Origin of the sequence: Paenibacillus sp. EKM206P (genome assembly GCF_011066155.1) — a bacterium.
Lineage (GTDB): Bacteria > Bacillota > Bacilli > Paenibacillales > Paenibacillaceae > Paenibacillus > Paenibacillus polymyxa_D.
This window is the reverse complement of sequence record NZ_JAAMNQ010000006.1, coordinates 153,574-177,271: the sequence shown is the minus strand read 5'-3', so window position 1 is coordinate 177,271 and position 23,698 is coordinate 153,574. Positions and strand designations below refer to the sequence as shown.

Here is a 23,698-nt window from a genome sequence, read left to right as displayed (position 1 = left end):
CATTCTTCTCTGTTTTTATTTCGTTCCGATGATTACAACATCACTTTCAAAGCTGTGCATGTCTAGCACCGATTGATCCTTTTGGACGGACACGTCGGTTTGAGCAAACCGCTTCCCGGCTAAATCAATCGTTGTAAACTTGTATTCCTGCACGTTGATACTTAGTCGTACCTTTGTGTTAACCGGGACATACAACACAATGGTATTCTCGTTCCCCGCAGCTCTGATTTCCTCTGTCTTGTTTAAAACAATATCCAACGGCTTTACGCCAATCAGGTTGTACATTTCAAACAGATATTTAATAAAGGAATAATCCCATGCGCCCTCAAATTGCAATGCAGTTCTCCAATCATAGGGACTATCGAATCCTTCCCCTTCTACAATGCCGAATTTCTTTCCTTTCTTGTGCCAGCTCCAAATGCCATGCGCTCCGTAGGTAATGCCCGCACCCCCGCCTGCAAGGAGGCTTTGCCATGCCGCTTTTCTGGCATCCAGTGCTGTGTATCTGCCATACACATTGCGGCTGTAACTAATTTGTTCATAACATGGCTCTCCATTAATGACAGGCCGTATATCCGGCTTATAATAGAAATGTTGAGCAATCTCATGGGCTACATGTTGGAACTCGGAATTATGTCCTGATTGATACATATAGAATCCAAGACCCTGGTGTTTCTCAAAGGCTGGAGGAATTTCTCTCAATCTTCCTTGAATATGCAGCGTAGTTAAGCTTGCAGGGCTTAATTGTTGTACAATATCCAGTGCTTTTAAATAATAGGAATTGGCACGTTCGGTCGGAAAATCACTATCCCCGCTAATCAGAAAAATAGGATCAAATGGAGAAAAACGGTTTACCACGTACGTTACATAGGGTTCAACGCATTCAAACGGCATTTTATTACCTTTTTGGAACATCTCAGCCCATGTATCCGGCACATAGTTACACCACAACAGAACCAGTGCTGGAACAAATCCACGCTCTGTAGCCATCTTCAACATGATTTCTGCCCGGTCAAAATAAGCTTCGTTTAATATATGGTAGTCGAAATCCCCATTTTCCATTAATGCAAACGGCTGTAGATTCAGATCCGATTCACTTGCGTCCCATTGTCGGAGCATGTTGATTTGCAACACATTGAAACCTTGCATCTTCCGATAGTCAAGATAATCGCTCCACTCCTCTATCGTCGCGTTGGTAAATACACTCCACACCGTATCTGCCAAATAAAAAAAAGGTTTTTCCTCTTTGGTAAAACTTCTTTGATTTTCAGCCATGTTTAAACTCAAATGAATCACCGTTCCTCTCTTGCTGTATGCGCAAAATTCTCTAAACAAAACTAAATAAGAAACTAAACTTATGTGTTTTTTACGTGAAATAAACTAAATTAGAGCGCTTTACACTTGAATATTAACATTATAAATTATAAAAGGTCAACGAATTTTTACTTTTAGTTATTTAGTTTAGTTTAGTTTATGAGCTAAACTTTCTTGCTGAGTAATGATATAATTTATGTAGTTTAGTTCAATAGGGGGTTCCACATTGAAAATTGATGATATTGCAAGGCTTGCAGGTGTTTCTAAATCTGCTGTTTCTCTTGCTTTTAATAACAAACCCGGAGTCAGTGAAGAAACCAAGGAGCACATTCTAAAAATAGCCCAAGAGCATGGATATAAACCACGCACCATGAAGACAAACAAGGAAGCCATTAAAAATCATCATGTGATTCGTTTTGTGGCCTGTAAAAATACAGACATCGTAACAGAGCACTATGATTCACTTCCATTTTTTAACGAATTAATTCATCATATTACCAATCAGGTGAGAGAACATGGAAACACCTTGATTTTTTCGTCTTTTGATAGCCATAGCCTCGAAGAAGAATTATCTGCTTTGGAAAAAGATCAGCCCTCTTCAGGCATACTTCTACTTGGCACCAATTTAACTTCCGAGATTATTCATTCCATACAATCCATTCATTCCAATATTGTTATTTTGGATACTTGCTTTGAACACGTCGATGCCAGTTTCGTATCTATTAATAACTATCTCGGTGGGTATCAGGCAGGCCAATATTTAATTCAGTCAGGACACAGAAAGATAGGATACGTACAATCCAGTACCAGAATTCTGAACTTTAAAAAACGAAAGGAAGGGTTTATGGCGGCTTTAGAGGAGCACAATCTTTCCATAGAAAATGGGCTTACATTTGATATGCATCCCATGCTTGTGATGTCACAGGACGCATTTAGAACAGCTATTCATGAATTGGACGAGCTACCTTCGGCCCTATTTTGCGAAAATGATTATATGGCGATCAGTGCCATTAAAACGTTTCAGGAAATGAACATTCGAGTGCCTGAACAAATTTCCATCATGGGCTTTGATAATATACATGAAGCGAAGGTCATTAGCCCGGAACTCACAACCATTCATGTGAAAAAGGATATTTTGGCCCGAACGGCTGTAAACTTGCTTATGGAGAGGCTTAACCATCATCAGGGGCATCATACTCAGGTTCTTGTGAATACAGAGGTTATTGAAAGAAGGTCTTGTGTAGCCTTAAAATGATCTATGATCATTGGTTTATTATTGCTTGCTCTCTCTATGATTTTAGAATAAAGCCGCCATATTGGCGGCCTTTTCTATTATCGGATTCCATATTGGACATTTCCAATTTCTCGTCATTCGTTGAAATCTTCCTCTGTCAAATCCATATTTACGCTCGCAGCAGTTCGACTGCCGTCGGCCGCGGCAAAAATCAACTGAGAAGGCATGAAGTACGATGAATCCCCAGCAGCATATACACCAGGTATGGAGGTTCTCCCCGCTTCATCCGTCTTGATCCCGCCCGACTCCGTTCTTTCACAGCCCAAATGTTCTCCAAACGGTGCACTTTGTACAAACTGGGGAGTCACGAAGCCGCCGATCCTCGGGACTTGAGTGCCATCCGTAAAGCGCACGTGCTCAAGCTTTCCATTGTGGCCGATGAACGCCGCAACAGGTTGCTCTATTACTACTATCCCCTTGGATTGAAGCCGTTCTTTTTGCTCGTCCGACAGGGATGCATGACCGTTCGTACAGACGATCAAATCCTTGCTCCAATTAAGGAGTAGTTTGGCTGTATGAAATATAGCCGCCGATTCAGAGACAAGGACAAGCGGTTGATCCCGCAGCTCCCAACCGTCGCAATAAGGGCAATTAAACAAACTTTTCCCGTATAACGGATAAAAACCTTCGATCTTGGGGAATATCTCCTTCACGCCCGTCGCTAATATCAATTTTCGCGCTTGAACGCGAAGGCCTGACGAATCAAACCCCTCAAATCCGGATACGTTTTTCATAATCGAAACAACCTCGGTTTGCAAATGATGAACAGACGGATAACGCAGCACTTCCTCATAAGCTACACGGCGGAACTCAGATGGCGTTACGTCATCTCTTGTAATAAAACCGTGCGACGCATGCGTAACCGCATTTCTGGGCCGATTATTATCAATCAAGGCCACACTTCTCCTTGCCCTGCCCAGCACGAGGGCTGCATTCAACCCAGCAGGCCCTCCGCCAATAATAGCGCAATCGTATAGCATAACACCCAACTCCTTTTAAAAGATATTAAAGACTCTTTATGTCTGCGATAGAACCAAAAAAACACCGTTTTACATAACTGGCAACCACCCTCTTTCTATATAAAATCGCTCACTTTACACTTGTGCTTGCTTTTGCGCCAAATCGACCAATTTCGTATTTTTTAGATGTCGTTCCATTTTCTCCTCTGCTTCCCTCATTACAGCTTGAATCAGGCACTCAGAACCGTGGACGAAATCACATTCAAACAAAGAATTCGTACCTTCAATGGCATGGATAATATCCAAAAAAGTAATATCATCTTTATGACGGGATAGGCGATAACCTCCATTGGCTCCAGAAACGGATTCGATCATTCCAGCCTTCACAAGCCTCGTCAAAATTTTTGAAAGATAAGTTGGTGAAACATTTTGGGATTCAGCCAGTTGCTGAACACCTACCGGCTTAACCGACGAATCAGTAACGAGCATGAGCATAGTGTGCAGAGCATAATTCGTTGCTTTTGTAAATTTCATAACTACACCTCAATCAAAGACTTATTGTATCTACTATATCGCCGAATCTGCGAGTGTGTCAAGATCATCTAGGATTCACGCTGTTGTCAACCCTTCTTTTGGTTACGCTCTAACCGTTGTATACTGTTCATCAGAAACAGCTAAGAGAGGGGGCTCGTTGTGCGTATTTTTGATATTCTTCGTATATTGGTTGCTGAACAGATGGTCAAAGGAGCACACTTGGCAAATGCATTGAAGGTATCTTCTCGAACGATACGAACGGATTTAAAGGAATTGGGTGCGCTGTTGTCAAAGCATGGAGCAGCAGTTAAACCCCTTAAAGGAACAGGCTACAAGTTAGAGATTCGGGACGAACAAGCATTTCATCATCTGCTGAAGCAATTAAAGGATGATGAAAATAATGGGCCCTATCCATTAGCGAGTTCTTCTGAAGCTAGAAATCGTTTTTTAATGAAAAAGCTATTGCTTACCAATGCATATGTCAAACTTGATGATTTAGCCGAGATCCTGTATGTTAGTCGATCCACTTTACAGAATGACCTCAAAGAACTTCGCACGCTGCTGGCAACTTACGGACTATCTCTGGAGAATAAACCCTATCATGGTATTCGAGTCAAAGGGAATGAGGCCAAGCTGCGTTATTGCATTTCCGACTATATATTCAGTAGGACAGATGAAATAGGCGAGCAGCAGATGTCCCACCCTTCTCTGATCTCTAACGAAGAGATGGAATTCATAAGAGAAGTGATTCTGGATCGTATTGAGATCCATGATATTCAGTTATCGGACATTGCCCTGAACAATCTGGTCATTCATATTGCTATAGCATGTAAGCGAATTCGTGAAGAAAGGTATGTGTCGTATTATCCGCAAGAGATGAAAAAAATCGAAGCGCAAAAAGAGTTTAGGGTGGCGACTGAGATCGTATCCGCCTTGGAACAAAACATGAAGCCCTCCTTTCCACTTGTTGAAGTTGCGTACATTGCTGTTCACCTGTTGGGTGTAAGGACCGTCGTTAGTGCACGTATGGATGAAGTGGAGATTAAAAAGATCATTGATAAAGATATCTACGAACTGACTATCGAAATACTAGACCAAATTGATCAGCAGTTGAAGATGAACATTCAACACGATCAAGAATTGCTGATTGCATTTTGCCTTCACCTCAAACCAGTGATCAACCGTTATCAATACGGAATGAATTTGCGTAATCCTATGCTGGATGAAATCAAAGCCAATTACCCGCTTGCCTTTGAAGCAGGTATCATTGCTGCGGAGGTCATCAAGCAGCGGCTTCATATACACATCGAGGAAAATGAAATTGGATATTTAGCCATTCATATCGGAGTCGCGATGGAAAGAAAGAAAATGGAGGATGCACCCAAAAGATGTATGATCGTATGTGCTTCTGGACTCGGCAGTGCTAAGCTGCTGTATTATAAGCTTCAATCGGTCTTCGGTTCAAGGTTGGATATCGTGGGAACCACTGAACTTTATAAGCTGAAACAAATGCCGTTGGATACACTGGACTTTGTCATTAGCACGATCCCCATTTCAGAACCGCTTTCTATCCCTATGATCCATGTGAATACATTTTTGGGCAGTTCTGATATTACTAAAATTGAACAAGCCATTTCTGAGGTCAGACTTCCTGCTGTGCAGTATGTACGAAAAAAATTGGTCTTCCTTCAGCAGAAGTTTGAGAACAAACTCCAAGTGCTTGAATTTATAGCCGAAAAAATACACGAAGCAGATCTTGTAAAAGGCCCCCTGCTGCAATCGGTGATAGAGCGTGAAGCCGTTTCCCCCACTTCATTTGGCAACTTGGTCGCGATCCCGCATCCGATGGAACCTTTCGCAGATTCTACGTTCTGGGCCATCTGTACATTACAAAAAGCAATCGATTGGGATGGTAAGCCGGTACAGTTTATTTGTATGCTCTGTGTACAGCGCACCAAATCAGAAGATTTACAGACTATGTATCATATTTTGCTTGAAATTTTAAATAATGAACAGCTCGTCCAGCAGCTTATTCGCTGCAAAACGTATACAGAATTCATAGAAGTGTTGCATAAAAATAGTTGAACATAAGGAGTATGAAGAACGATTGATTTCCGTTAAGAAGAGGAAATAATGTGTGTTATGTTGAAAGCGATTCCAAATTATAATAGCCATACGAACGAGATGATTGAAAGGAGAGAGGATCACGTGAATCATGATGAATCTACAGAACACGACGTGAACATGGAGGACATGGATGATACAGAGATTGTATTCCAAATTATATTATACGCAGGGAATGCACGCAGCTCCGCCATGGAGGCGATTGAGCTTGCAAAGGCGGGGAAATTTCGTGAAGCCAAAGAAGAATTAGCCTCAGCAAAAAAAGAACTGGTGTCCTCCCACAAGATTCAAACCAGAATCATCCGTAAGGAAGCAGCGGGTGAAAAAACAGAGATGTCTGTCATGATGGTACATGCTCAAGATCATTTGATGAATGCACTCACCATTCGCGATATGGCCTCAGAGTTTGTAGACCTGTATGAACGCATGGATCAATTCGTACCGAAATCGTAGAGGGAGGGACGCTATCCCATGGCATTCAAAGACAAACTGGTTGACGGCCTCACATCGGTAGCAAATGCAATCAACAATTTTAAATATATTATAGCGATCAAATCAGCTTTTATCACATTGATGCCCGTTATTATTGTCGGTGCCTTTGCTGTACTGATTTCCAATATGGTCATGGACCCAGTCAATGGTTTGGCCCATTTTAGGCCATTCTCATTCCTGGCTGAGTACAAACCGATTTTCTCAGGCATTAACTATGCCAGCTTGAATATCCTTACCATTCTGGCTGTTTTCATGATTGGTCTGGAGCTAGGAAAAATTAATGGTGAGAAAAATCTTTTCCCCGGTTTGCTTGCTTTAATCTGTTTTATCTCTGTGACACCAACCACGATAGAGTTGATGGTTAACGGTGACATGCAAAAAGTAACAGACGTCATAGCCCGTCAATTTACGGATACCAAGAGCTTGTTTTTAGGGATTTTCATAAGCATCCTGTCCGTCGAGCTATACAGCAAACTGGGTAAGTCCGACAAGCTAAAAATCAAAATGCCTGAAAGTGTTCCCAGCAATGTGGCCGTTTCATTCTCCGCACTCATTCCTACCATTATTACGGTGACTGTCTTCTCCATGTTTGGATTCTTTTTTCATAAGTTTACGGGACTCTATCTGTACGATGCTGTCTATAATGTGGTGCAAAAACCTCTGGAGGCCGTAGTACAGGGACTGCCAGGTATACTGGTGCTGATGCTGGTTGCGCAAATCTTCTGGGTGATCGGTATTCACGGAAACCAAATGGTAAAGCCCATTCGTGAACCCCTGCTGCTTGGCGCGATTACTGTCAACATGACTGCTTATGAGCAAGGACTGCCCATTCCGAACATTATTACGATGCCTTTCTGGGACGTATACATGAGTATTGGTGGTTCAGGGATTACGCTGGCCCTCTTGATTTGTATTATGATCGCTTCCAAGCGTGAAGATATGAAGGAAATAACAAAGCTTTCGCTCGGCCCAGGTCTGTTTAATATTAATGAGCCTGTCATTTTCGGACTTCCGATTATGTTGAATCCATTGATGGCTATCCCTTTCATTATTACTCCGCTCATCACAGGAACGATTGGTTACTTCTCGACATTACTTGGATTTGCAGGTAAAGCCGTCGTCATGGTTCCATGGACTACTCCGCCTATTATTAATGCCTACCTGTCTACAGGTGGAAGCATTGGAGCCGTCGTCACTCAGATCGTTTGCATTGTGGTAGCGATTATCATTTATTTCCCGTTCGTCAAAATTGCCAACAAGCGAACGACTGAATAATGCGCTACTATAGAAATACACTAATTAATTGAAAACGCATTCTTTATACAATGAAAAGGAGAAACATGTCATGGCTAAACATACGATACAAATTCCATCGAATTTCATCATGGGTGCAGCGGCTTCCGCCTGGCAGACAGAGGGATGGAGCGGTAAAAAAGAAGGTCAGGACTCATTCCTGGACCAATGGTACAAAAATGACCGCTATGTCTGGCACAATGGATATGGACCCGCGGTTGCAACCGACTTTTATAATCGCTATACCGAAGATATTGCGCTGATGAAGCAGATTGGCTTAACCCATTATCGTACTTCTATTAATTGGTCCCGCTTCTTAACGGATTATGAGAATGTAGTGGTGGATGAAACGTATGCGGATTATATGGACCGGGTCATTGATGAGCTGATTGCGAGTGGAGTCGAGCCGATGATTTGTCTGGAACACTATGAGGTCCCTGCCTATCTGCTGGATAAATATGAGGGCTGGTCTTCCAAGCATGTAGTGGAGTTATTTGTAAAATATGCGGAAAAAGTGTTTGAACGGTACGGCGATCGGGTCAAGCACTGGTTTACGTTTAATGAGCCCATTGTTGTACAGACTCGCGTCTATCTGGATGCCCTTCGCTATCCCTATGAACAAAATACGCGGAAGTGGATGCAATGGAACTATAACAAAACGCTGGCTACCGCAAAGTGCGTACAGCTTTTCAAAGCAAAAAACTATAGTCAGCACGGGGCTAAAATAGGCGTTATTCTGAATCCTGAAGTCACTTATGCCCGATCAAGCGCCCCTCATGACCAGTATGCGGCACATGTGTATGATTTATTTTACAATCGAGTATTTCTGGACCCGCTTATTAAAGGCGAATACCCGCAAGAATTGTTCGATCTCATGGGCAAGCATGATATTGCATTTGAAGCTACAACGGAAGAACTGACCGTAATTAAGGAAAATACCGTTGACTACGTCGGAATCAATCTCTATTATCCCCATCGGGTCAAAGCGCAGAGTAAAGCGTGGAACGAAAACACCCCCTTCCACCCCTCTTACTACTATGAGCATTTTGATCTTCCGGGTAAAAGAATGAACAAGTCACGGGGCTGGGAAATTTATCCTAAAATCATTTACGATATGGGAATGCGCATTAAGAACGAATATCACAATATCGAGTGGTTTGTCGCAGAAAATGGTATGGGCATTGAGAATGAAGTTGCTTTCAAAAATGAGGAACACATTATTCAGGACGACTATCGTATTGACTTTATAACTGAGCATTTATACTACACATTACAAGCTGTAGAAGCAGGCTCCAACTGTACAGGTTATATGCTGTGGGCCTTTACAGACAACGTTTCTCCCATGAATGCTTTTAAAAATCGCTACGGACTGGTGGAAATTAACCTAGACAATGATCGAAGTCGGCATTTGAAGAAATCCGGCTACTGGTATCAAGCCGCTATCAAGGAACGCTCGTTTGTTGCTGATCTGGATGAAGAGTATAAGTAGTTAAAAATGAATTTCTGGAGGCGCTCAACGATGAAAAAAATTATTCTGGCATGTGCTGCAGGTATGTCCACATCTATTTTGGTTTCTAAAATGAAAAAAGAAGCAGCAGCAAGATCCATAGAGCTGAACATCGAAGCCATCCCCGAAAGCACCATTAAGGAAGAACTGGAAGGTATTACAGATTCTGTGATTGCTATTTTGCTCGGACCTCAAGTACGGATGCGTAAAAAGGCAGTCACCGAAATTGCTGCTCCCTATAGCATTCCTGTAGATGTCATTGACACGTTGGCTTATGGTAGAGGAAACGGTGCAGCTGTCCTAGATCAAGCCTTGAAGCTGGCTGGCGAGAACATCTAATTGCTATTCAAATGAAAAAGAGGCTGAGAATTCCCTCAGTCTCTTTCTTGAGTTGCGCGCTCTTTATCACGACATATCTTCTTTGCCTGAGCCCATACTACTCACATACGTTTCCTGTAAACCGGCAGAAATGCCATATAGCGGTTCCCAACGAAGCCAATGTCTGGCGACTGCGTTACTAAGACAGCTATGGTGAATGTCTCCAGCTCGCGCTGGTGAATACACAGGGCGGACAGACGAACCATGCAGCTTTAGTAAATCGTAGGCCAGTCGATTGATGGACGTCGTTCGTCCCGTACTTACATGTACTGTGCGTTGGTCCGCTGCATGGATAGCCGCCATATTCGCTCGGACTACATCCTTGACGTACACAAAGTCACGAGTTTGTGTCCCATCACCGTGAATGAGCAAGGGGCTTCCTTTTTTCAGCCGCTCCATAAAAAGAGCGACAACACCACCCTCTCCCTTCGCGGCCTGACCGGGACCGTACACATTTCCATAACGCAAAATCGTGTAGTTCAACCCGTACAGCCGATAAAAAAGTCGAATATACGATTCTGCGGTCAGCTTGGACAGTCCGTAGCCTGAAATGGGCTCCACGGGATCGTCTTCCTGTATACATTGCTTTTGCAGCTCTCCGTATACGCCAGATGTGGAAGCAAATATGAATTTTGACACACCGGCTTCATGACAAGCCTGCAACAAATGAATCGTCCCCAGCACGTTCACATCCGCGTCCTCATCGGGTTGATGGATGGATTGCTGCACATCAGCCTGTGCGGCCAAGTGAAACACAATATCCGGGCTTTCCCGAATCAGCAACGTCCTAGCTTCAGAGCTGCGAATATCCGCAATATGCATGACCGCGCGCGGGTCCACATTTGCCATATTTCCGGTCGTCAGATTATCCAGCACATGTACTCTGATGTCCGAATCAGCAAGCGCACGTACCAGCTGAGAACCAATAAATCCAGCTCCCCCGGTGACCAAAGCCTTCACTAGCTCACCCTCCTTTTGAACCGAAGCATATGACTTCCCTTCGCATCATGTTATGCGACTCCCTATAGCTTGGCGCAGGCACACGCACAGTCCGAAGACAATCTATAGTGTGTCTCTAGAATCTCAGCACCTCAGACATACAGTCTCACATTTTCCAGCATATAACGCCACATCCCATCCTGACCGTTCCATATATCCTCAGGCGGCAGCTCCACTGAAACCAGCCGCTCCAATCCCCAATCCAGCTCCGTCACACCATCAGTCCCTGTATAATCCACGTATAACAAGCGAAAATCATGTGTAATCCTCTGTAATAACACATCATGTAGTTCCACCGCTTGCTCCCGACTGCCCCCGAGACGAATCAGTAGCAGACGGGACGCAAGCGTGAATTGATCCAGTAGACGTGCGATGCGGCGATCAAGCGTCGTTTTGAATGCAGGATAGGAAGTCAGCTGCTCCGATGTATTCTCGCTAACCGGAAAATGGTGTGCCGCCGTAATCTCATAGTTTGCATCCTCGACCATGAAGTTATGCTCGCCGTAATCGTGCCCCGTGACACGCAGACTATCAACATCCATAAAACCGGCAAAACGGGCGTCCAGCAAGCGACTGATCTGTGACAAGTTACCGGAAATCATCCAGTCCAGCGGACCCGCATAGGGACGCAGTCCGTTTTTATCCAGCTGAATGGAAGGCAAGCAATGTCCACCCAGACTGAATACAGCATCATAATCCCCCTGCAACCGTTCAAGCACGACGCCCTCCCCTTTCCGAAGACAAGGTCATCCCTTTAAAAAGAGTACGCCAATGCGGATCACTCTTGTAATTCCATACATCGGCAAAAGGCATTTCCACCGCGCATACATGCGGAAGCTGCCAATCCACCTCCGTCAACTCCGTTACGCCGGAACAATTCACTACCAACAAACAAAATTCATTCGCTACCATGCCTGACAAAATACGTTCCAGTTCCTCTACTTCTTCATAGGTTCCCAGCATACGGACGAACAAGCTGCGCTTCGCCATCTGTGTTTTTGCAAAAAAACGTTCAATACGACGGTCTATCTTTTCCTTGAACTCGGGATAGGTCACCAGATCTGAGGACGTATTGCGCTCCTGCGGAAAATCATGTACCGAGATCACATTATAAGCGATATCTCTGACCATATAATTCAGTTGGCTCGTACCAACGACACTCAAATTGGGCAATTCCATAAATCCGGCAAACCGATTTTCAAGCAAGCGGTTCACATCGGACAGCGTGTCAGACATCATCCAATCCAGTACCCCGGCAAACGGCCGCAAACGGTTCTTTTCCAATTGAATGGCAGGTGTACAGTTTTGCCCCAGACTGAAGACCGCTTCATATTCCCCTGCCAGCTGTGCGAGTCTCATAGCCGTGCCTCCTTTTTTAATACGACCCTTCTCTCAGTTCCTACTCTATCCTTCTTCTGTAGTCGAAAAAGGGACTTCAGGCCGTAGTTTGTTCCACTCTACATTACATGCACAGCACGGCGAAAAGGGTTGGACACCGATGCGCTTTTTGTCAAAGAGGCGTACAACTATCCAGTCCAATCCCGGTTATTTTTCATATCATATTAAGGCTGGTAACCTAACGGAATTCAAGGAGGCATCATCATATGTCCGTGTTTCTTTTAACCATCGATCACCATCTCGCTTACCCCAGCGCCCATATACAAAGCTGCCATGTGACCTTTTTCAATCGTGAAAAGAGGGCCGTCGATGTGTTGCTGGAAATGGGAAATGACAGTGGCGTTTTCCGACGGCAGCTCCTTCGATTGAACCCTTCTCCCGAAGCTGGCTCCGTGCTAGAACTCAAGGATATGGAGACCGCCCAAAATCCGTTTTATCTGCGAGTGATCACGAATATTTACAATCCAGAAACGCTGTTTATCCTGGCTGAATTTTTGGAAAACGGGAACGTTGTCGCTAAGCGTACAGCCAGTCATTTTACCGTGACACCCTAATGAACGGGCAGAGGAGGAAGAAGGTATGTTGAAATATTCAGTTCAAAACAAAGCTGAGCCAGGCACATATGCACTGCCTTTTCAGGTTACAGATCAGGAGAGCGTGCTCTCTACATTGATCATTCCTGCAAGTGAAGCTGAAGGACGTATTGTCATTGAAGTCTCTTTGGCATGGGAAAATCCGCTGCTCAACTGGGATATCGGGGAGCTGGATATTCGATTGCGTCGCAACGATGAGCGGGGACCTATGCTGGACTGGTTGCAGGATTCCTGTTATCAGGAGGGATTTGCCGAGTTAATCTATGAGGAAACGGGAACACAGGGAGAGCCTTATGTATACTGCCTGACCGTACAATCAGCCGACCGCCGTGCTGTTGTTACAGGACCACTCATGGTTCGAGGCTCTGTGTATGTAGATTCGATGGACGAAAACCCGGATGGACAATGAGCTGAAATAACTAAAGGCAGGTGGGAGTTTTAAGCCCAACCTGCCTTTTTATAGGGTCTGTATTCTCATGGCGCGGATTGCTTCAGACATTCTAAAATGTCAGCGTCCGGCAGCGTATAATCTTCTGGCAACGAAGTGTTAATTCGGTTCCATATTGCGTAATCGACCTTCAGATCCGGGTGTGACTGCTGGATTTCAAAAATACGGTTGTACAAGTCTCCAACGACAGGAAAAGTCATGCTCTCCCTCCTAACTATTGAATCAACGTATTCAACGTACTTGATTCAGCGCTTGACCATAAATATTCACGAGTCGTTCAATCATAACATCCAGAGACCAATGCGCGGTCCCCCATGCTTTGGCACGATTCCCCATGACTATCCGCACTTTATCCTGAGCCAGCAAATGCTGCAAATGAGCTGCCAGTGCCTCCACATCGCCAACCGGGGAGACCAGTCCGGTGTATTCATGCTTCACCATTTCCGGCAGTCCGCCTGCATCCGATACCACTGCCGGAAGCCCCATAATCTGCGCCTCCATGACCGAAAACGGCTGATTGTCCTGTATGCTTGGATGAACAAAAAGGTCCGCCAGTTGTAAAAGAGAAGGTACATCTTCACGATGCCCCAGAAAAACCACGTCTTCTTCCAGCCCTAGCTCCTTCGCCTGTGTTTGAAGCTCTTCCCTTTTATCTCCCTCCCCGACAATCCAGCAAACCCAATCCGTACGACTTGCTTTCAGCAAGCCAAGAGCGCTCATTAAATAATGCAGTCCTTTGATATAGACCAGCCGTGAAGGACAAATGATAACTTTTTTCCCCTCAGGTCGTATCATGTCCGTTCCCCGGGCGTGGACTTCCCAGAAGTGCTCGGTATCCAATCCGTATTGGAAAGTAGCAATCTGCTGCTCAGGCACTTCGAACTCACGCACAAGCGTCTGTTTCATCCATTCTGTAGACGTAATGGTAATATCCGCGGATAGAGCGCCATAGTGCTCTAGTGCCCAATAATACTTCCACATCAGCGTCTCACGGTAACCCTCCTCATGATCCCGCTCCAAAGCCATCATAACTTCACGAGCCAGCGAGCCATGAATATTCGCTACCAACGCGCTATCTTTGCGTTTGACCCGACTTAGCGCACGCGTCGCAATGACATCTTGCGTGTGAATCACATCATACTGCTCGACCCCGAAATACGCCGCTGCCAGCTCCATACAGTATCGATCCTTTTCCACCGTCTGCACCCATGAATCCAGATGTAATACAGGGACAGCCGATTCATTCAGCTTCGTATCCAGCAGGGGCAGCAGTTGATCCTTCAGTAGCTCCCTATCTTCAAAAACAATATGGTATTTAGGTGTATCCGGTCCGTTTCCCATCAAGTCTACCGTGTGACCCAGTAGCTCCAGTCTCCGTTTAATTTGCATCATAAAGGGCCATACGCCACCCAAATGAGGAATCGGCCAGTACGTAGCCAACAAAATTTTCAAAACAGCCTCACCTCCTCTGTCTCGTACGCTGAGCTACATTCCGTTGCTTCCGTAAATTTGCTGGAAACCCGATAACGCATCTGTCCAGACCGCAAAAAACCCATTATTCGGCACGATCGTTACATCAATAAAATTACCGATTGTAACGACTGGAACCGGACTAATCCCGTTAGGATTAAAGGAGCTGTCTGTTACTCTGAGGTTCGTAAATGTACTTCCTCCGTCCGTTGATTCGGCCACAAATACGTCTAATAAAGAGGTCGTTATTTGATTGGTATAATATACGATCTTGATCACGCCGGTCACAGGCGAAACATCAATAGCCGGGAAAAAATGCTGTGCCCCTGCACTGGCCCCTGTCACCGATTGCGGTGCAGTCCAGCTTAATCCACCATTCACCGACCTGGCAAGCAGCACATCCGCATACCCTGCCCGATTATCCTGCCAGACCGCATAAAGTGTTCCCTGATTCGGGCTCGTAGAGCGATCCACGGCAATGTTAGCTGCCGGCAGCACATTGAAACCAAAGCCGGCCACGGGCAACGGACTCGGAACCGGGACCACAGAAGATACAGGTAGCGAGGAACTAAATGCTGTCCCTCCATTGAAGGACACAATGACCTGATATTGGTTAACCGGATTTGTGACAATGTACCCGACATAAATCACCCCTGTAATGCTCACAGTGATTTCCCCCCGCGTAATCTGATTGGAGCCAGCGGTGAGCACCACGGGTGTCCCCCATGTGATCCCTCCATCCTGCGAACGTTGGAAGAACATGACTGATCCGCCGAAAAAGTCAGGATTGTACTGATGCGTATAACATAAATAGATATTTCCGGTATAGGAGCTGACCTGAGAAGTATCGAATTTCACGCTGACCTCAACATTATTGACAAATGTCCCATACCCTCGCTGGGCAATCACAGGCGGATCAAATGTATTGCCGTTGTCTCTCGACACATAAGTGGCGATGGTACCGCTCAAACCGTCGGCGGTAAATACGTGACAGGCTATGACAAACAAGTTGGGAAAACCGTAGCTGACGCTATGGGATTCCGCCCCTACATAGCCGGCTGGTAGCGGTAAAATCTGCTGTGTGAAAGAGGCACCGCCGTTACCTGAACGGTATACCGCCGTCAACGGCGGCCCTGTCGTAAAATCGATAGCCGCAGACACAATGGTACCGTCGAGCAGGTTGAAAGCTACACTCGGCTCCTGGGCCAGCCTTCCGTTAGGCGTAAGCTGTACGTTCGGCATCAGGCTCCACCCCCCGGTACACCCGCAAATATCGTCAAACTGCCTGTGCGCGTATCTGTCCAGACGGAAATATAGCTGTTCGGCGGTACAATGGCGACATCAATATAATCACCGATCAGCTCTGATTCGCCTCCACCGACATTCGGGTTAAAGGAGGTCGTCGTGAGACGACTGTTCGTAAAGGTGTTACCTCCATCGGACGACTCTGCGGCGAACACATCCAGATTAAAGCCGTCCACGCGATTGGTATAGTACACGACAACGACCAGTCCCGTCTTGGGCGACACTGAAATTGCAGGGAAAAAATTTTGCGAGCCGGGCGGGCTGTCTGTCACAATGACCGGAGCACTCCAGGTACCGCCAAAATCGCTTGATTTGGACAACAAAATATTGCTGTATCCCTGACCAAAGTCCTGCCACACGGCATATAGCGTATTTGTTGTGGAAGGCACACCCGAGCAGTCCGCGGCCAAGCTGGGGAAATTCAATATCCGAAAGTCATAACCAGGAACGGGCAAAGGATTGGGCACAAGCGTTATATTGGATACGAGAATATCCCCGCTGAAGGTTGCCCCGCCATCAAAGGAGCGTCGGATAAAAAAAGCTGGTGTTTGCGGTCCCGTACGAATCCAACTGACATATACGCTTCCATATTTGTCGACCGCAGGCTCAGGCCGCTCCGTTGAGGATTGGATATTGGAGAGCATTAACGGTCGGTCCCAAGTTAGTCCTCCATCGGTGGAACGCTGGTAGAAGGCCGCAGATTGAGCATTAAAATCCACATTATATTGGCGGTTATACGTGACATAGACGTGCCCGAGATAGGGACTTGCCCCCGCATTATCCGTCGTAATATTAGTCCAGTCATTATTAATGTAATCTCCATAGCCCGGGTTAATGACCACGGGAGGAGCAAAAGAGGCTCCATCGTCCGTAGAGCGATAGATCACGATAGCCCCGTTTTCATTGCCCGGAAATACATGCGCGGATACGATAAAAATATTGGGGAACAGATAGGCTACCATTCCTGCCTCGGCTCCTGTATAACCCGGCGGAATCGGCAATAAAGTATCCGTCCAGTTCGCTCCGGCATCCAATGAGCGATACAGTCCAATCAAGGGAGGCCCACTGCTAAAATCAACAGCTACAGCTATAACAATATTCGGATTCAGTAAATTAACAGCAACACTAGGCTCAAATTTGGGCAGGCCGCTGGGTGTCACCTGAAAATTCAAAGGCATCGCGAGCATTCCCTTCATTATATAAATAGATACGCCTGAAGTATTTCTATCAAAATGTACTTTTTTCAGCACAGCCTAGAGACAACCATACAAGCTTTCTTTTCAATAGATTCATAGTATAAAAGCATCCCTTCAAGGGTTATCCAATATTCTGTTTTTTGAGAGGATGATTCGATTGGCTTTTACAACCGGTTATATGACGAACACTAGAGATTTTGGTACTGCCTGCTCCAATGTTGTTGTGAACTTGGTCAATGAGGACACAGTAAATGCGGCAACCGTGACCATCCAAATTTTTTTCTCGCTGGTACCGGATACCAAGACACCACTGTATGTGACATCGGTTAACTTGCCTGCAAACTCCATTGCCCGCCGTACCTTCTTTATACAAGGGGTTCTTGCCTATGAGGTACAATACAACGTGGCCTCCGCTGCTCCAGCGAATGTCGTGCTCTCCAACTTTGGACTGGATCAGTTTGGTAATGTTGTACAGGAGCACCGTGTTCTCCAGTCCGAGCTGACCACAATCCCTGCACTGTCCCCTGTTATTTAAAAGCCACCCTGTTCCAGTGCCTGATGCAATCTGTGGGTGTAATACACGTAATTCCATTCTGGCGGTACGGACTGAACCCCTCGTCCGCTGCCGATGGTGGAATGGTCATCTGTATAGTAGGAAAAGGCATGTGTATCCTGTAATGGGCGCAACAAATCCGTGAGATACAGTAGATCCGTCACGGCAATATAAGGTTTGACACCGAAGCATACAACAAAGCGAGTCGTGGTTTCACCAATAGCCTGAACCAGTGCTTCCTGGATCGAATAATGCTGCCGTGATGTTACGATTAACCGAGGGTCGAGCATCATCGACAGGAAAGCGCTAGCTTCCTGTTCTGGCGTTAAATCCAGCAGCCGTACCACGCAATTGCTGTAGTGCTGCTCCAGCAGATTATCCAGCAATGATTCAGCTTGAGCCATATCCGTGACAGGCATTAAAATCGTCATTTCAAGTGGGATGCCCCGGCGTGCTCTCGCCTCATACTTGGCGATTTGGAATGCGCGCCGCCAGCGTCGGTGCTCCTTTTGGCTGTGTAGGCCGGCCGATACACTAAATGTGGAATTCACCCGGTAATCCATCAGGATCTCCGGGATGAATTTCATATTGCACGTCTCGGTCAGCCGCAGCCAGTAATCATAATCCTCAACGGGTTGCAGCCGATAGCCGCCAATCTGGAGGGCATATTTGCTTTTGTACATAAATGAAACCCCAACAATGCTGGCGTTCAGCAATTCGTGATGTGGCTGACTTTGGTACCGGATCAACGCCTGTTGATGCTGCTCGTCATACAACGGGTTCCCATATGCGTCAACCTGGCGGAAGGTAGAAAACACAAGACCGAGTGAGTCTGGCCCCTGCTTCAGCTCTTGCCGCAATCGTTCAATAAAGGAAGCATTATAAACATTGTCGCTGGAGACCCAGGTCACATACTTGATCCCAGGATCTTTAAACAACTCATCGAATCCCCGGTTTAGGGCGTGGGATACTCCTTGGTTCTGAGGGAGTGTAACCAACTGAACGCGCGGGTCTCCCATTGCTGCATAGAGCGCTGGCCCCACCATTTCCGGCGCTCCGTCAATAACAATGATGAAGCGAAATCCCCTGTAGCTCTGGGCTAGTACGGATGAGATTGCAGCTTGCAGATAGCCGATATCCTGTTTGTACAGTGGCATAACAATCCCCGTATCTACCATATCAATCCCCCCTGACAGACTTCCGGCTTCATGAGGATAAACCACTCAATACCTGACTGAAGCGATCTCGATAACGTGCTTGGGTGATGTTGTACTCCCGCTCCACAGCGGGCCAATATTTTTTGGTTCCCATTTCATCATGCCAACGGTAGTTAACCAAGGACTCGTTCAGAAAAGGAAATGGATATCCCGCCAGCATCACGCGGTACCACATATCCAGATCATGTGTGTACGGCAGCAATTCATCAAACAAACCGATATGTGCAAACAGCTCCTTTTTAAACATAACCGTGCATCCATTGACCGGATTTCCTTGTTGAAAAAAACGGTAAAACTCCGTCATAGACGGAAACACGGCGGCTGCCTGGTAGCTTGTGACTTGGCTATATTGATTGATGAAATTGAAGTTGGTATGGGAGATGTACGCACCGTTTTCCACCATAAAAGAAACCTGATTGTTAATTTTATCCCTATGATAGGTATCGTCGGAACTGAGCCACGCAATATAATCGCCACTGGCATGTCGGATACCATGATTCAGAGCGCTGGCTGTTCCACCATTGGATTTACCTAAATAATGTATATAAGGAAGATAGGCATGAAGCATATCAACATGTTCCGTGGAGCCGTCATCGACGACAATAATCTCGAGTGGGCCATAAGTTTGCTCTAGTGCACTTTGCAAAGCCTGATCCACATATGCACAGTTATAAAAGGGAATGACGATCGTTACTTTCGGTCTCATATCGTTCCTTCCTTTCCGGCTCGGCGGTATTGAATCATATCCTCCAGAGATTGCCTCAGCTGTATGGTCGGCTTCCAGCCCATGTCCTCCAGCTCTTTCGCACGGTATGCCTCGGTAGATGCTGACTCTGCCACATCCCCCCATTGTATGGGAATAGATGTTTTGGCCAGCGCAACCATACGTTCCACGATATTGCCCAGTTCCACAATGCGGCCTGTGCAGACCGAGTACACTCGGCCTGGCACACCCTGTTCCAATAGCACACCGTATGCGCGAACGGCATCACGAACGTCGAGAAAATCACGTTGCGCATGTCGGGAAGATACCCGGAACGGGACAGTTTCAGTTGCGGACTGCCCCTCCCTACGTTCCGTCTGAACGATATACCCCGCGAGTAATGCACAAAATCCGGTAGATGGACCCGGACCGATCAAGTTGCAAGGCTCTGCCAGCATGACGGATTGTTCGAACAGCGCGCCCCACGAGAGCGCGACTGCCTCTTGAAGGCTTTTGCTAAGGCTGTATGGATGTGTTGGATGATACGGAGCCTGCAAAGCCGTCTTTAGCCGAGAACCCGCCACGACAATTCTGGCTTTGGGGAAAGGTCGCAGTACATCGAGCAGATACAGGGTGGACAGTACATTGGATTCCATGTATAGCAGGGGACTCTCCCAAGATTCAGGGACGGAATTTTTACCACCCAGGTGAAGCACATAATCCGGAGCAATCTGTCTAATTACTTCGCCCAGACGTTTCTTGTCGAGCAAGTCACACACATAAGGCGTAATACAGTTGCGAGTCTCCGCCTCTGGGCTGTTATTTTCATCATCGCGAGCCAGTAAGATCAGTTCTGAGACGGAAGCGGCAGTGCGAGTCAGCGCCGCTACCTCCCAGCCGAGCTTTGCAAAATGGCGGCAGGCATGCATCCCGGTATAGCCCGCCGCTCCGGTAATGACTATGACAGGCCGACGTTGTTCCGCTGTGCTTCCGTCCATTCCAGCAGCTCCTTCAGCATGATGCTGTAGTGAGGAACATCGTAGAGCAGATCGGCCCGGGTAGAACGAAGCGTCCGGTCCTGCACCGGCTCATCTTTCGGCACGATCCGAATATCCTCCCTATTCCAGATGTCTTTGAACAGCAGCAGCAAATCGTGCTTGCTGATCGGTTCAGGGTGAACCAGATGAATGAGTCCGTCCAGCGGCTCATTCATCTGCACCTGTATCGCCTTTGCTAATTCCAGCGTCGTAACCCCGTTCCAAAAGACCCGGCGATACCCGTTAACGTCTCCGCTCTGCTGCAAGAACCAGTGCAGCAGACCAATGCCACTGGGCCGAATTTCCGGCCCGATAATGGAGGTACGGATAGTCAGATGCCCTGCGGCCTTTACTTCTCCGAGTATTTTCGTCAAAGCATAGGCACTTGTCCCATCGGGTTGATCCGTCTCCTTATATAAACCAGGTACCCGATTTCCCTCGAATACGCAATCCGTGCTGATATGAACCAATCGGGCACCGATACTGTCCGCAGTCCGCCGGAGAAGATGTGGCAGCAACCCATTAATTTGGTATGCTGCAATTTGATCCTCCCCGGCATGCTGATTCAGTACACCTACCGCGTTAATAATAACGTCTGGCCGTACACTCCGTACCAGCTGCTCCACCATAAAGCTGTCCTTTACATCCAGCAGCAGACCACCTTTATTTTCGGGATCACGGGTGGTGTAGAACACGTTATACCCGCTCTGGTTTTGGAAATACTTCACCAGAACATGGCCCGCCATGCCGTTACCACCCAAAATAAGCAGCTTCATTTGATGAACCCCCCGCTTTGGAGAATGCTGCGAATCTCCTCTTTCGACATCAAATTAAACTCCGAACTAAAGCTGCTGAATGACACGGGAGGGCACTGATTATAGCGGTCCTTTAATTGAGGAATATTCAGCGTTGGGAGAATGACCAAATATTGCTCGTCATAGACTACCGTCGTCAGGCTTTCAAAATCGCTCATCAAAATCTCATGAATTTTCTCACCGGGACGCACACCTTTTTCTACAATTTCTACGTTTTCCACACCTGAATCCTCAATGAGCACCTCAGCCAAGTCCAAAATACGGCAGGTTGGCATGGTCATGATAAAAATTTCCCCGCCGACACTTTCCACCGAGGCTTTGAACAGGAGACTGATCGCATCACGCAAGGTTAGGAAGAAGCGGGTCATGTTCATATCTGTGATCGAAACCTTGCCCTTTTGGCGAATCTGGCTTTGGAACAGATGCACCACACTTCCGTTTGTGCCCAAAACATTACCGCCGCGCACTGTCACGAAACGTGTATCGCTATTCAGCAGATTGGCGTAAACAATCAGTTTTTCTCCTATTGCCTTCGTCATGCCGTAAAAATTGGACGGATTCGCGGCCTTGTCGGTCGATATATAAATGACTTTCTTGACCTGATTAACGACAGCGGCCTCGATTACGTTTTGAGTGCCTACGACATTGGTTTTGAGTGCCTCGTAGGGCTGATCCTCACAGACGGGTACGTGCTTGAGCGCTGCCAAATGAAATACATAGTCCACTCCTTGACAAGCGGTAGTCAGCGCATCCTTATCCCGAATATCTCCAATACAGAAGCTGAGTCGTTCATCCTCAAACTGCCTGTTCATGGCAACCTGACTGGATTCTCCGCGTGAAAAGATAATGACCTCTTTGGGGTTACGCGGCAGTAACTGGGCAACCAGCTCATGCCCCCAGGAGCCGGTACCGCCGGTAACCAAGATACGTTGGTTTTCAAACATGCCGTTTCCCTCCAAGCAGAAATTTAACTACCTTATCCGACACATCTTCCACCAGATAGCCCGCGGGACATTGCCACTTATGGGTCATCCCGGTCATTATGGCTACCGCGTTTGCTATAACCTCGCCATCAAGGCCGGACACGATATTGCTGCCGCAATCTACCGTTTCCGGCCGTTCAGTCGTCCGGCGCATCGTAACCGTCGGCACCCCCATGACACAGCATTCTTCCTGTACGGTACCACTGTCTGTCAAAGCGCAGCGGGCATGCCGCTCCAGCAGAACGAAGTCAAAAAAACCGAACGGTTCGTGAAATTCCACTAGCGGATCAAGCTGGATCGGCGGATGGCTTGCGATCCGGGCGGCAGTCCGGGGATGAATACTGCAAATGACCCGCTGCCCGAACTGCTGGGCTACCCGGTTAAGACCATCTAAAATAGCCAGCAAATGCGGTGGATGGTCGACATTTTCGGCTCTGTGGGCAGTGACCAGGAAATATTCTCCCGGCGACAGTCCCAACTTTTTCAAAATCCCACTACCGGTTACCTCTTTCTCATAGTGCTGCATTACTTCGTAGATCGGATTTCCAGTCAGTATGATTCGTTGGCTTGGGAAGCCTTCGCGTAGTAGGTGCTGCTTGCTTTGCTCCGTATAAGGCATATTAATGGTAGATATCGCATCAATGACACGCCGGTTCTTCTCCTCCGGCACATCCAGATCATAACAGCGGTTCCCCGCCTCCATATGCACGACCGGATAACTCATACGTTCCGCAAGTAAGGCACATAAAGCGCTGTTCGTATCACCGAGCAATAGCACATGATCGGGGCGTTCCTTGTTTAAAATATCCTCCATCTGCGAGTACATGGCGGACAACTGTTTGCCCAGTGTCCCCGCTTTCTCCTGAAGTACATAATCCGGGGCACGCAGTCCCAGCTCGCGAAAGAACTGCCCGCTCAGGCTTTCGGTGTAATTTTGGCCCGTATGCACAAGCACATGTTCATCTGCATGGCGGTCTAGCTTCGGAATGATCAGGCTGAGCCGTATAATCTCCGGTCTTGTGCCGAGCACGGTCAATATTTTCATGGTTTTGGAACCCACCTTTGCTGTCGTTGTTTCATTGAATT

25 protein-coding genes are annotated in these 23,698 nt (G+C 46.7%); 9 read left to right on the top strand and 16 right to left on the bottom strand.

Going from position 1 to position 23,698, the window contains the following annotated elements; genetic code table 11:
* Positions 1-15: 15 nt before the first annotated feature.
* Positions 16-1,296: an apiosidase-like domain-containing protein gene (locus G9G53_RS14915; protein ID WP_165148618.1), complete on the bottom strand. Its 1,281-nt coding sequence runs from the start codon at positions 1,294-1,296 to the stop codon at positions 16-18.
* A gap of 244 nt (positions 1,297-1,540) precedes the next feature.
* Here G9G53_RS14915 and G9G53_RS14910 point away from each other — a divergent pair, with 244 nt between their 5' ends.
* Positions 1,541-2,569 (top strand): LacI family DNA-binding transcriptional regulator, encoded by a 1,029-nt coding sequence (locus tag G9G53_RS14910; RefSeq protein ID WP_165148615.1) that lies wholly within the window; start codon positions 1,541-1,543, stop codon positions 2,567-2,569.
* 113 nt (positions 2,570-2,682) lie between these two features.
* Here G9G53_RS14910 and G9G53_RS14905 read toward each other — a convergent pair whose 3' ends face one another.
* Entirely contained in the window at positions 2,683-3,588 is a 906-nt protein-coding gene (locus tag G9G53_RS14905; protein ID WP_165148612.1) for an NAD(P)/FAD-dependent oxidoreductase, read from the bottom strand.
* Between the two features lie 114 nt (positions 3,589-3,702).
* Positions 3,703-4,101: an Rrf2 family transcriptional regulator gene (locus tag G9G53_RS14900; RefSeq protein WP_029518303.1), complete on the bottom strand. Its 399-nt coding sequence runs from the start codon at positions 4,099-4,101 to the stop codon at positions 3,703-3,705.
* A 159-nt stretch (positions 4,102-4,260) separates the two neighbouring features.
* On the opposite strand from G9G53_RS14900, the gene G9G53_RS14895 reads away from it, so the two are divergent.
* The 5 genes from G9G53_RS14895 (at position 4,261) to G9G53_RS14875 (ending at position 9,856) form a co-directional block, all read left to right on the top strand.
* Positions 4,261-6,186 (top strand): BglG family transcription antiterminator, encoded by a 1,926-nt coding sequence (locus tag G9G53_RS14895; RefSeq protein WP_165148609.1) that lies wholly within the window; start codon positions 4,261-4,263, stop codon positions 6,184-6,186.
* 123 nt (positions 6,187-6,309) lie between these two features.
* Complete coding sequence (locus G9G53_RS14890; protein ID WP_029518301.1) at positions 6,310-6,678, top strand: PTS lactose/cellobiose transporter subunit IIA; 369 nt, start codon at positions 6,310-6,312, stop codon at positions 6,676-6,678.
* Positions 6,679-6,696: 18 nt separating this feature from the next.
* Positions 6,697-7,992 carry a PTS sugar transporter subunit IIC gene (locus G9G53_RS14885; RefSeq protein WP_029518300.1) on the top strand — a complete coding sequence of 432 codons (1,296 nt, stop codon included), beginning with the start codon at positions 6,697-6,699 and terminating at the stop codon, positions 7,990-7,992.
* A gap of 70 nt (positions 7,993-8,062) precedes the next feature.
* Positions 8,063-9,499 (top strand): glycoside hydrolase family 1 protein, encoded by a 1,437-nt coding sequence (locus tag G9G53_RS14880; protein WP_165148606.1) that lies wholly within the window; start codon positions 8,063-8,065, stop codon positions 9,497-9,499.
* 30 nt (positions 9,500-9,529) lie between these two features.
* On the top strand, positions 9,530-9,856 hold the full coding sequence (locus G9G53_RS14875) for a PTS sugar transporter subunit IIB (RefSeq protein ID WP_061830059.1): 327 nt from the start codon (positions 9,530-9,532) through the stop codon (positions 9,854-9,856).
* Positions 9,857-9,922: 66 nt separating this feature from the next.
* On the opposite strand, the gene G9G53_RS14870 is transcribed toward G9G53_RS14875, so the two are convergent.
* The 3 genes from G9G53_RS14870 to G9G53_RS14860 form a co-directional block, all read right to left on the bottom strand.
* A complete protein-coding gene (locus G9G53_RS14870) occupies positions 9,923-10,855 on the bottom strand; it encodes an NAD-dependent epimerase/dehydratase family protein (RefSeq protein ID WP_165148603.1) in 933 nt (310 codons plus the stop codon).
* Positions 10,856-10,986: 131 nt separating this feature from the next.
* Positions 10,987-11,613, bottom strand: a complete 627-nt coding sequence (locus G9G53_RS14865) for a DUF1796 family putative cysteine peptidase (protein ID WP_165148600.1) — start codon at positions 11,611-11,613, stop codon at positions 10,987-10,989.
* Positions 11,606-12,253, bottom strand: a complete 648-nt coding sequence (locus G9G53_RS14860; protein WP_029518295.1) for a DUF1796 family putative cysteine peptidase — start codon at positions 12,251-12,253, stop codon at positions 11,606-11,608. Before G9G53_RS14860 ends, G9G53_RS14865 begins: the two co-directional genes overlap by 8 nt.
* Positions 12,254-12,498: 245 nt before the next feature.
* Here G9G53_RS14860 and G9G53_RS14855 point away from each other — a divergent pair, with 245 nt between their 5' ends.
* Together G9G53_RS14855 and G9G53_RS14850 are read left to right on the top strand one after the other, a co-directional pair.
* The gene (locus tag G9G53_RS14855) at positions 12,499-12,846 is read left to right on the top strand and encodes a hypothetical protein (protein WP_165148597.1); all 348 of its coding nucleotides are present in this window, start codon (positions 12,499-12,501) and stop codon (positions 12,844-12,846) included.
* 25 nt (positions 12,847-12,871) lie between these two features.
* Positions 12,872-13,294: a hypothetical protein gene (locus tag G9G53_RS14850; protein WP_029518293.1), complete on the top strand. Its 423-nt coding sequence runs from the start codon at positions 12,872-12,874 to the stop codon at positions 13,292-13,294.
* A 65-nt stretch (positions 13,295-13,359) separates the two neighbouring features.
* Here the strand turns inward: G9G53_RS14850 and G9G53_RS14845 are convergent, their stop codons facing one another.
* The 4 genes from G9G53_RS14845 to G9G53_RS14830 are packed head-to-tail and all read right to left on the bottom strand — an operon-like array spanning position 13,360 to position 17,286.
* Entirely contained in the window at positions 13,360-13,533 is a 174-nt protein-coding gene (locus tag G9G53_RS14845; protein WP_165148594.1) for a hypothetical protein, read from the bottom strand.
* A gap of 31 nt (positions 13,534-13,564) precedes the next feature.
* On the bottom strand, positions 13,565-14,785 hold the full coding sequence (locus G9G53_RS14840; protein WP_165148591.1) for a glycosyltransferase family 4 protein: 1,221 nt from the start codon (positions 14,783-14,785) through the stop codon (positions 13,565-13,567).
* Positions 14,786-14,818: 33 nt separating this feature from the next.
* Positions 14,819-16,045 carry a sialidase family protein gene (locus G9G53_RS14835; RefSeq protein WP_165148588.1) on the bottom strand — a complete coding sequence of 409 codons (1,227 nt, stop codon included), beginning with the start codon at positions 16,043-16,045 and terminating at the stop codon, positions 14,819-14,821.
* Positions 16,045-17,286, bottom strand: coding sequence for a sialidase family protein (locus G9G53_RS14830; protein WP_029518290.1), 1,242 nt, complete (start codon positions 17,284-17,286; stop codon positions 16,045-16,047). The genes G9G53_RS14835 and G9G53_RS14830 overlap by 1 nt, the downstream gene beginning before the upstream one ends.
* Positions 17,287-17,461: 175 nt before the next feature.
* Here G9G53_RS14830 and G9G53_RS14825 point away from each other — a divergent pair, with 175 nt between their 5' ends.
* A complete protein-coding gene (locus G9G53_RS14825) occupies positions 17,462-17,839 on the top strand; it encodes a hypothetical protein (RefSeq protein ID WP_029518289.1) in 378 nt (125 codons plus the stop codon).
* Here the strand turns inward: G9G53_RS14825 and G9G53_RS14820 are convergent.
* The 6 genes from G9G53_RS14820 to wecB are packed head-to-tail and all read right to left on the bottom strand — an operon-like array spanning position 17,836 to position 23,657.
* Positions 17,836-19,035: a glycosyltransferase gene (locus tag G9G53_RS14820; RefSeq protein WP_069012648.1), complete on the bottom strand. Its 1,200-nt coding sequence runs from the start codon at positions 19,033-19,035 to the stop codon at positions 17,836-17,838. The two genes, G9G53_RS14825 and G9G53_RS14820, sit on opposite strands and share 4 nt — an antisense overlap.
* A gap of 28 nt (positions 19,036-19,063) precedes the next feature.
* Positions 19,064-19,780, bottom strand: a complete 717-nt coding sequence (locus G9G53_RS14815; RefSeq protein WP_165148585.1) for a glycosyltransferase — start codon at positions 19,778-19,780, stop codon at positions 19,064-19,066.
* Entirely contained in the window at positions 19,777-20,775 is a 999-nt protein-coding gene (locus G9G53_RS14810) for an NAD-dependent epimerase/dehydratase family protein (RefSeq protein WP_029518286.1), read from the bottom strand. The genes G9G53_RS14815 and G9G53_RS14810 overlap by 4 nt, the downstream gene beginning before the upstream one ends.
* Entirely contained in the window at positions 20,736-21,590 is an 855-nt protein-coding gene (locus G9G53_RS14805) for a dTDP-4-dehydrorhamnose reductase family protein (protein WP_069012647.1), read from the bottom strand. The genes G9G53_RS14810 and G9G53_RS14805 overlap by 40 nt, the downstream gene beginning before the upstream one ends.
* Positions 21,587-22,573 (bottom strand): polysaccharide biosynthesis protein, encoded by a 987-nt coding sequence (locus tag G9G53_RS14800; RefSeq protein WP_029518284.1) that lies wholly within the window; start codon positions 22,571-22,573, stop codon positions 21,587-21,589. Before G9G53_RS14800 ends, G9G53_RS14805 begins: the two co-directional genes overlap by 4 nt.
* Positions 22,566-23,657 (bottom strand): non-hydrolyzing UDP-N-acetylglucosamine 2-epimerase, encoded by a 1,092-nt coding sequence (gene wecB / locus G9G53_RS14795; RefSeq protein ID WP_165148582.1) that lies wholly within the window; start codon positions 23,655-23,657, stop codon positions 22,566-22,568. Before wecB ends, G9G53_RS14800 begins: the two co-directional genes overlap by 8 nt.
* Positions 23,658-23,698: the final 41 nt, after the last annotated feature.

What these genes read in the sequence shown, in the direction of transcription:
- G9G53_RS14885 (WP_029518300.1), top strand. Translation starts at nt 6,697, where the DNA reads ATGGCATTCAAAGACAAACTGGTTGACGGCCTCACATCGGTAGCAAAT.
- G9G53_RS14820 (WP_069012648.1), bottom strand. Translation starts at nt 19,035, where the DNA reads ATGGTAGATACGGGGATTGTTATGCCACTGTACAAACAGGATATCGGC.
- wecB (WP_165148582.1), bottom strand. Translation starts at nt 23,657, where the DNA reads ATGAAAATATTGACCGTGCTCGGCACAAGACCGGAGATTATACGGCTC.
- G9G53_RS14815 (WP_165148585.1), bottom strand. Translation starts at nt 19,780, where the DNA reads ATGAGACCGAAAGTAACGATCGTCATTCCCTTTTATAACTGTGCATAT.
- G9G53_RS14900 (WP_029518303.1), bottom strand. Translation starts at nt 4,101, where the DNA reads ATGAAATTTACAAAAGCAACGAATTATGCTCTGCACACTATGCTCATG.
- G9G53_RS14805 (WP_069012647.1), bottom strand. Translation starts at nt 21,590, where the DNA reads ATGAAGCTGCTTATTTTGGGTGGTAACGGCATGGCGGGCCATGTTCTG.
- G9G53_RS14860 (WP_029518295.1), bottom strand. Translation starts at nt 12,253, where the DNA reads ATGAGACTCGCACAGCTGGCAGGGGAATATGAAGCGGTCTTCAGTCTG.
- G9G53_RS14905 (WP_165148612.1), bottom strand. Translation starts at nt 3,588, where the DNA reads ATGCTATACGATTGCGCTATTATTGGCGGAGGGCCTGCTGGGTTGAAT.
- G9G53_RS14800 (WP_029518284.1), bottom strand. Translation starts at nt 22,573, where the DNA reads ATGTTTGAAAACCAACGTATCTTGGTTACCGGCGGTACCGGCTCCTGG.
- G9G53_RS14830 (WP_029518290.1), bottom strand. Translation starts at nt 17,286, where the DNA reads ATGCCTTTGAATTTTCAGGTGACACCCAGCGGCCTGCCCAAATTTGAG.
- G9G53_RS14845 (WP_165148594.1), bottom strand. Translation starts at nt 13,533, where the DNA reads ATGACTTTTCCTGTCGTTGGAGACTTGTACAACCGTATTTTTGAAATC.
- G9G53_RS14880 (WP_165148606.1), top strand. Translation starts at nt 8,063, where the DNA reads ATGGCTAAACATACGATACAAATTCCATCGAATTTCATCATGGGTGCA.
- G9G53_RS14875 (WP_061830059.1), top strand. Translation starts at nt 9,530, where the DNA reads ATGAAAAAAATTATTCTGGCATGTGCTGCAGGTATGTCCACATCTATT.
- G9G53_RS14810 (WP_029518286.1), bottom strand. Translation starts at nt 20,775, where the DNA reads ATGGACGGAAGCACAGCGGAACAACGTCGGCCTGTCATAGTCATTACC.
- G9G53_RS14855 (WP_165148597.1), top strand. Translation starts at nt 12,499, where the DNA reads ATGTCCGTGTTTCTTTTAACCATCGATCACCATCTCGCTTACCCCAGC.
- G9G53_RS14835 (WP_165148588.1), bottom strand. Translation starts at nt 16,045, where the DNA reads ATGCCGAACGTACAGCTTACGCCTAACGGAAGGCTGGCCCAGGAGCCG.
- G9G53_RS14850 (WP_029518293.1), top strand. Translation starts at nt 12,872, where the DNA reads ATGTTGAAATATTCAGTTCAAAACAAAGCTGAGCCAGGCACATATGCA.